Annotated in this window: 8 protein-coding genes; all 8 read left to right on the forward strand. The window is 51.1% G+C overall.

Annotated features, from left to right (window positions below; genetic code table 11):
* Nucleotides 1-634 (forward strand): alpha/beta hydrolase (locus R3177_RS11080; RefSeq protein WP_318971091.1); only part of this gene is annotated, 634 nt, incomplete at its 5' end.
* Between the two features lie 64 nt (nt 635-698).
* Nucleotides 699-872, forward strand: a complete 174-nt coding sequence (locus tag R3177_RS11085) for a DUF3012 domain-containing protein (RefSeq protein ID WP_318971092.1) — start codon at nt 699-701, stop codon at nt 870-872.
* A gap of 205 nt (nt 873-1,077) precedes the next feature.
* Nucleotides 1,078-1,884: a TlpA disulfide reductase family protein gene (locus tag R3177_RS11090; RefSeq protein WP_318971093.1), complete on the forward strand. Its 807-nt coding sequence runs from the start codon at nt 1,078-1,080 to the stop codon at nt 1,882-1,884.
* Nucleotides 1,885-2,088: 204 nt separating this feature from the next.
* Nucleotides 2,089-2,439: a type II toxin-antitoxin system RelE/ParE family toxin gene (locus tag R3177_RS11095; protein WP_318971094.1), complete on the forward strand. Its 351-nt coding sequence runs from the start codon at nt 2,089-2,091 to the stop codon at nt 2,437-2,439.
* 5 nt (nt 2,440-2,444) lie between these two features.
* The gene (locus R3177_RS11100; RefSeq protein ID WP_318971095.1) at nt 2,445-2,747 is read left to right on the forward strand and encodes a helix-turn-helix domain-containing protein; all 303 of its coding nucleotides are present in this window, start codon (nt 2,445-2,447) and stop codon (nt 2,745-2,747) included.
* A gap of 270 nt (nt 2,748-3,017) precedes the next feature.
* The gene (locus R3177_RS11105) at nt 3,018-5,291 is read left to right on the forward strand and encodes a YgiQ family radical SAM protein (RefSeq protein ID WP_318971098.1); all 2,274 of its coding nucleotides are present in this window, start codon (nt 3,018-3,020) and stop codon (nt 5,289-5,291) included.
* The gene (gene thpR, locus R3177_RS11110; RefSeq protein ID WP_318971096.1) at nt 5,291-5,806 is read left to right on the forward strand and encodes an RNA 2',3'-cyclic phosphodiesterase; all 516 of its coding nucleotides are present in this window, start codon (nt 5,291-5,293) and stop codon (nt 5,804-5,806) included. The genes R3177_RS11105 and thpR overlap by 1 nt, the downstream gene beginning before the upstream one ends.
* A 128-nt stretch (nt 5,807-5,934) precedes the next feature.
* Nucleotides 5,935-8,261 (forward strand): MG2 domain-containing protein (locus R3177_RS11115; protein WP_318971097.1); only part of this gene is annotated, 2,327 nt, incomplete at its 3' end.

The raw sequence follows: 8,261 nt of genomic DNA on the forward strand, positions 1-8,261 counted from the left end.
CGCTATGGAGACGATGCAGCAGGCACTGGATGGGGCAGGGTACCATACGGTCAATGTCGATTATCCTTCGCGTAAGCATGCCATTGAAGTGCTGGCTCCGATGGTTATTCCGTCAGCGCTTTCGCAGTGCCGGGAAAAGCAAAGCGATATCATTCATTTTGTTACCCATTCAATGGGTGGCATTTTATTGCGCCAGTATCTGCAGGAAAACCTGATTTCTGACTTAGGCAGGGTTGTGATGATGGGGCCGCCCAATCAGGGGAGCCAGGTGGTAGACAATATTAAAGATCTGCCGGGTTTTGAGGCATTTAACGGCCCGGCCGGCATGCAGCTGGGTACCGGCGAGCAAGACGTGCCAAAACAGCTGGGAGCGGTCAACTTTGAACTGGGTATTATTGCCGGCACCCGCTCTATTAATCTTATATTATCGAACTTTCTGCCCAACCCTGATGATGGCAAGGTATCAGTTGAAAACACCAAAGTACGGGGTATGTGCGCGCTGGTAACGGTAGATGTCTCGCACCCGTTTCTGATGAAACGGCAAAAGGTGATTGACCAGGTACTGCATTTTTTAGAGAAGGGAAATTTCAGCGGCGATAACGCACAGCAGTTTGCTTGCCCGGCGCAAGTATAGCCTTGACCAAGCTTGGTTTTTCGGTAAATGTAATCAGCGATTTGAGTATTAATAAGGAATAATAATGAAGTTAGCAGCGTTAATCTTACTGGCCACATCTTTACTACTGACAGGTTGTGCACCGGAAGTGGGCTCGAAAAAATGGTGTGAGCAGTTAGAAAACAAACCCAAAGGCGACTGGAGCGCCAATGAAGCGAAAGATTACGCTAAACATTGCCTGTTTCGCTCTGACGAATAGGAGATCATCAGCCCGGCATAATAGCCAGGTAGAAAATGACGTTAAGATGCTGAAACTGACACTACAGCAAAAAAATCACGCTGTTAATATCTGCAGACCGGTGTGAACAACAGCCATGCCATGACAGTAAGAATGCCAGTGCAGAGTTAACCGTGCTGTCAACGCGAGGCAGAACCTGAGTGGCTTCTGCAAACTTGGAGCTTTCATGCTTAGTATTTCAGTTGGCCCACTTTCCTTACCGACACCGGTATTGCTGTTGCTTGTTAGTGTGGCACTGGGGCTCGCTGTGGCGCGGCTTGTCGGCCGTGACCAGACGCAAAGCGCCACCGATGCGTTATTACTGATTTTATTTGGTGCACTGTTTTTTGGTCGCATTATCTTCGTGCTGCGCTTTGCCGACAGCTACCACAGCCTGTGGCAAATGCTGGATGTTCGCGATCGCGGTATTGATCCGGGCGCTACTGTGATGGCGGCTCTGGTGCTTAGCGCCGTGCAGTTTCGTCGTTACGCCAAGCTTAAAAAAGCCATGCTAAGCGGGGTACTAAGCACCGCGCTGTGTTTTGCCATCGGCTCATTCTGGCTCCACAGCCAGCAGCAATATCAGGTACTGGCAGATATCACACTGCAAAGCGTATCGGGCTATCCGGTGGCGCTACCCGACTTAGCTCAGGGCAAGCCGGCGGTGATTAATATCTGGGCCAGCTGGTGTCCGCCGTGTCATCGTGAAATGCCGCATTTGTTAGAGGCAGAGCAGCAGCACCCTGACGTGCGCTTTATGCTGATCAATCTGCAGGAAAACCGAAGCACCGTGCAGCAATACCTGCGTCAGCATCAATTACACTTCTCGCATGTGTTGCTGGATACCCGCGGTGATGTTGCCACTTACTACGGTGCTCAGGGGGTACCCGCCACGCTATTTTTTAGCGCCGACGGCACGCTTAGCAGCGCCCATTTTGGTGAAGTATCCAAAGCCATTTTGCAGCAGGGGATAACTAAAGCGAAGATGGAGTAAGCATGAACCTCAGGCCAGGATATCAAAACAACGTACTGGCGTATTGTTGCGCCCTTGTCTTCGCGTAATTGCTACCAGCTGATAAAACCAGACTTCTTTTCTTGCGTTTTTTAATTCACAATTAATTTTCATTTGAAGTTTTTATATTGGAAATATAGCTTTTAACCTATATAGGTTTTAAGCTATATTGGCTAACGGCAGCGTATGTGGATAATAAAAACAACGGATCTTTTTGATAGCTGGTTTGATAGCCTGGATGATACTGACCGGGCCAGTGTACTGGCGGCACTGCTAGCATTACGAGAGCGCGGGCCAATGTTACCCAGACCATACGCAGATACGGTTAAAGGCTCTCGTTATATGAATATGAAAGAGCTACGGGTGCAAAGCAAAGGTGATCCTATCAGAGCCTTTTTTGCATTTGATCCAAAACGACATGGCATAGTGCTGTGCGCTGGCAATAAAGCAGGCAACGAAAAACGTTTCTATCAAACTATGATACCGCTGGCTGATGAGGAATTTCGTAAGCATTTACAGACATTGCAGCAGGAGTAACGGTTATGGCAAGAACACTGGAACAAATACTGGCGCAGGAAAAACCTGAAGTCGTGGCAAGTGCCAAAGAGCAGGCTGCTGAAATATTGCTGAATATTCACCTGGCAGAATTACGTGAACGTATGAATATGACTCAGCAAGACATTGCTGCAGCACTTAATGTGAAGCAGCCTACGGTATCTGATATGGAAAAGCCGGGGCGCGATCTTAAGCTATCATCGCTTAAACGCTATGTAGAAGCCTCAGGCGGTAAACTACGGTTAGATATCGAACTGCCGGATGGCACTCATTACGGCTTTACGGTGTAGGCACCAATCTCAGTTTCTATCACTAACTGGCTGCGCATTAAGCAGTCATGAACACCAAGCTACCGTGAGGGCGCATTATTGCGCCCTTAGTTTTTTCAGCAAATAAAGCCTTGACCAATTTAACTTTTTCGGTAAATGTAAATCCTCAATCCCACCATTCGCCTTTCGCCGTTACTCCTTGTATAATACGCGCCCTTGCTTCACTCAGGTGCTTAATTTATGTCCACTGCTGCTCCAGCCTTAGCCCGCAAATCTGCTCCAGTCGCGCGGATGGCACCAGAGCGTGATCTATTCTCTTACCCCAAATACTGGGCCGAGTGCTATGGCACGGCGCCGTTTTTACCGATGTCGCGCGCTGAGATGGATAAGCTTGGCTGGGACAGCTGCGATGTGATTCTGGTGGTGGGTGATGCCTATGTCGACCACCCCAGCTTCGGCATGGCGGTAGTCGGGCGGATGTTAGAAGCGCAGGGTTACCGGGTGGGCCTGATTTGTCAGCCGGACTGGCACAGCAAAGATGATTTTATGCGCCTGGGTAAGCCGAACCTGTTCTTTGGCGTCTCAGCCGGTAATATGGACTCGATGATTAACCGCTATACCGCGGATAAAAAGCTGCGCCACGACGATGCCTATACTCCGGGCGATATTGGTGGCAAACGGCCGGACCGCGCCGTTACGGTGTATACCCAGCGCTGCAAAGAAGCCTATAAAGACGTGCCGGTGATTATTGGTGGTATTGAGGCGAGCCTGCGCCGGATTGCCCATTACGATTACTGGTCTGAAAAAATACGCCGCTCGGTAATTTTCGACGCCAAGGCCGATATTTTAATTTACGGTAATGCTGAGCGGCCACTAATTGAAGTGGCGCACCGGATTGCCTCGGGTGTGCCGGTCAGCGAGATCCAGGATGTACGTGGCACGGCGGTTATTCGCAAAGAACCATTGCCGGGCTGGCGCGGGGTGGATTCCACCGCCATTGATAAAATTGGCAAGATAGACCCGATTTCTAACCCTTACGGCGCCGATGATGTCGGCTGCAGCAGCTATTCTGAGTTTGCCAAAGCCGGTATTGATTTAAGCAAGCCGGCTGAAGTAGAGGCTAAGCCAATAATGGTGCAACCACCACGGCAAAAGCCGTGGGAGCAAACTTACGTTAAGCTGCCGGCCTTTGAGCAGGTAAGCGTTAATAAGCCGTTGTATGCCCATGCATCCCGTATTTTGCACCAGGAAACCAACCCTGGCTGTGCCCGGGCGATTATGCAGCGCCATGGTGACAGGCATATCTGGGTAAACCCGCCGGCCTTTCCACTTTCTACCGAAGAGATGGATTTGGTGTTTGGTTTGCCGTATCAGCGGGTGCCGCACCCGGTATATGGCAAGGAAAAAATCCCGGCCTACGAGATGATTAAAACTTCGGTCAACGTGATGCGTGGCTGCTTTGGTGGCTGCTCGTTCTGCTCGATTACCGAGCATGAAGGCCGTATTATTCAAAGTCGCTCAAAAGAGTCGATAATGCAGGAAATTGCCGATATCCGCGATAAAGTGCCGGGTTTTACCGGGGTGATTTCTGACTTGGGCGGCCCGACCGCTAATATGTATAAACTACGCTGTAAAAACCCGAAAGCTGAACAGACCTGTCGCCGGCCCAGCTGCGTGTACCCGACCATTTGCGAGCATATGGATACTGATCAGAGCCCGACGGTAGAGTTGTACCGTGAGGCCCGTAATTTGCCCGGCATTAAAAAAGTGCTGATCGCCTCGGGGGTGCGTTACGATTTAGCAGTGGAAGATCCGAATTATGTGCGGGAACTGGTGCAGCACCATGTCGGTGGTTATTTAAAAATTGCGCCGGAGCATACCGAAGAAGGCCCGCTATCGAAGATGATGAAGCCGGGTATGGGCGCTTATGACAAATTTAAAGAAATGTTCGATCGCTTCAGTAAAGAAGCCGGCAAAGAGCAGTATTTAATTCCATACTTTATCGCGGCCCACCCGGGCACGACCGATATGGACATGGTCAATCTGGCGCTGTGGTTAAAAGAGCGCGATTTTAAGCTGGACCAGGTACAGAACTTTTACCCGAGCCCAATGGCCAATGCGACGACCATTTATCACACTGAAATGAATTCGCTGAAAAACATTAATAAAGCGAATTCGGAAGTAGTGGCGGTACCCAAAGGGGAGCGCCAGCGCCGGTTGCATAAAGCGATATTGCGTTATCACGACCCTAAAGGCTGGCCGCAAATTCGCGAAGCCCTGATTAAGATGGGTTTAAAGCACCTGATTGGCCGCAGTAAAGGCTGTTTAGTGCCGGAAGAGAGCAAGGACGAGCAGTTTAAAAAGCCTGGTAAGGGCGGTAAACCGGCATTAAGCCGGCATACCGGCTTAAACCCGGCGGCAAAAGCCATTGCCAGCCAACGTAAGCCTGACGGTAAAAAGCCTGTCAGCAAGGCCGGTGGCAAGGGGGCAACAGCCACCGCTAACCCGGCAGGCCGGCTGTCTGGTAAAGCAAAACCTCACGCCAGCCGGCGGGCAAAAGACTGATGGCCCGGCTGTTTTTCAGCCTAAAGTTTTCTGACAGGCAACAACAACAGTTGTTGCCTTACCAGCAACAGGCGCTTAGCCTGTGTCCACAGGCCACCGCCGTTGCCCTTGACAATCTGCATCTGACGTTGTTTTTCATAGGTGAAGCCGATAGCCGGCAGCAACAGCAGTTGATTGCTGCTGCCAGCCAAATTAACAGCCCGGCTTTTACGTTGGCGCTGGATCATCTTGCATGCTTTGCCAAACCCAAAATTCTTTATCTTGCGCCGTCACAAATTCCGACAGCGCTGACAGACTTGCAACGGCAGGTTGCTGCGCTTTGTAAAGCAGAGGGGTTTAACGATATCCATGACAAATACCGGCCGCACGTTACGCTGGCGCGCCATGGCAGCTATGATGGCACTCTCACAGTACCTCCGTTAACCTTGACCATCAGTGAGTTTGCACTTTATCAGTCAGCCCAGTGTGATGGCAGCTTGCGATACAAACCACTTCAACGCTTTTCTTTGCTATAACAACTCTTTACTAAGACGCGGTTAAGCCGGTAAGCCGAAACTGCTATAGTTCATCAATGATTAATTTTTGCCGGTTATACTCGGCATTATCTGTGGTTTTAATGCCCCTGCAATAACAAGGATTGGTTATGTCTGCCTCCGGTTCCTCTGCTAATAACATTTTCCGGGCAATTTTTGGCTCTGTCCGCTGGACCGCACCGCACTGGCTGGCAGATTTAAAGCAAACTGCGAAAGCACGGCCCGGCCGGTTCTGGGGCACGGTAACCCTGCTGCTGTTAGTTATACTGGCGATGGTGGCGGGCTATTATTATTACCAGCAATTACCTAAGCCGCTGCTGGTAAAAGCTGAGGTTATTGCCCCTGAGCCAGGCCACTATCAGGATGATATTGAGCAGCCCACCTCAGTAAAGCTGCAATTTAGTTACGATTTTGCCACTGCAGACTACCCAGAAAGTCCTTTGCCGCAGCCGCGAAGGGAAGGCAGCCCCATCGACACGTCAATGCCGGCACCGATGCTCTCCGCCGCCCGGCTTGATTTAATTGGCGAAGTGCTGAGCGAGGGCGCAGCCATCAGCCCGGCTATTGCCGGTAAGTGGCTGTGGCAGGATGACAATACCCTGACTTTTACCCCCGATAAAGCCTGGCCTGCGGGGCAGCAATACACTATCAGGCTGGAAAAGCGTATTTTTAACCCGCAAATTACCCTGGCCAGCCGGCAATACCGTTTCAGCACTGCAGCGTTATCTGCAGAAATTAACCGGTTGCGCTTTTATCAGAACCCTACCGAACCGGAGAGGCGGCAGGTGGTGGCGACGCTGAACTTCAGCCATCCGGTGCAGCTGGAAAGTGTCCGCCAGAAATTAACGCTGTTAATGCGTGAAGATGGTGCCAGGCGCAGCGACCAGCCACAAACTATTGCCTTTAGCCTGACAGCTGATAACAGCGGCCGCGAGCTGTATCTGCAGTCTGACGCTATCACCCTGCCGGAACACGAGCAGTATTTAACGGTGCAACTGGCCGCCGGTGTCAGCGCACAGCACGGCGATGGCAAAACTTCTGAGGCAACGCAAGCACAAATGCTGGTGCCGGATAAAGGCAGTTTTTTAAAAGTCAGTGAGCTGCGCACCGACATCGTCCGCAACCCGGAGCAGCAACCGGAGCAGATGTTGCTGATAAGTTTTAGCGACCGCCTGACACGCACTGAGCTTCAACAAAAACTAAAGCTGTATCTGTTGCCTCAAAACCCGCGGCGCAATTCGAATTACTGGGCACCTGGTGAAGTGAACAGTACCGTGTTACAGCAGGCCAGCCCGGTCAGTTTTCAGTTAATGCCGGGCGAGCTGGCGCATGATAATGCCTTTAGCATTAAGCTGGATTTACCACCCGGTAAGCATCTGTTTGTCAATGTGCCAGCCGGTCTGCAGTCCGTCAGCGACTTTACCCTGAGCAATGAATACCGCGCCGTGGTGCAGGCACCGGTTTACCCGAAAGAAGCACGAATAGTTGGTGAAGGCGCTGTGCTTACCCTCAGCGGCGAGCAGAAATTACAGTTACTCAGCCGGGGTGTGAAAGGGGTAAGGGTAAAATTGTATAAGCTGCTGCCTGAGCAACTGAATCATTTAATTACCCAGACAGGTGGCGACATCAGTCAGCCGTCTTTTCATCACTACAGCTTTAATCAAAATAATATCAGCAGCTTACAGCAGCATACTTATACGGTTAATCAGCAGTCACCCCAGCAGGCAAGTTATCAGGCGCTGAGCTTAACCCCCTACCTGCAGCAAGCTGGCATGGGCCTGTTCTTTATTGAATTAAGTGAGTTTGATCCGGCCAGGCCAGATAGTGAAAGCCATACCCTGCATCAAAGACTGGTGCTGGTAACCGATTTAGGTCTGTTGGTAAAACATAATAACGACAGCAGTCAGCAGCTGTTTGTATTGTCGCTGGCAGATGGTAAGCCGGTTGCCGGCGCTAATGTGGCTTTACTTGGCCGCAATGGTGTAGCGCTGTTCGACGCGACAACAGATGGCCGCGGCACGGTGAGCTTTGCCAGCGTCAGCCAGTTTAGTCAGGAACAGCAACCTACCGTATACCGGGTAAACCACAGCCGCAATGGCGTGTCCGATACCAGCTTTATTCCGTATGATCGCTACACCCGGCAACTGGATTACTCTAAGTTTAATACCAGCGGCCAATACCAGAGCCCGGATGATGCAAAAAGTTTAACTGCCTATATGTTCAGCGACCGCGGTATTTACCGGCCAGGCGAGCAGGTACAGCTGGCCGCGATTATCCGCCATGGCGATCTGAGTGCCGCAGCAGAGGGCTTACCGTTAACAATACAGGTGCAGGGGCCACGCGGTAATACCTTCTGGCAGCAGAATTTCAGCTTAAGTGGCCGCGGTATGCATAGCTTCACCCTGGATACCCAGGCGCACAGCGATACCGGAAACTA

This window comes from Arsukibacterium sp. (genome assembly GCF_033722355.1).
Taxonomy (GTDB): Bacteria; Pseudomonadota; Gammaproteobacteria; order Enterobacterales; family Alteromonadaceae; genus Alishewanella.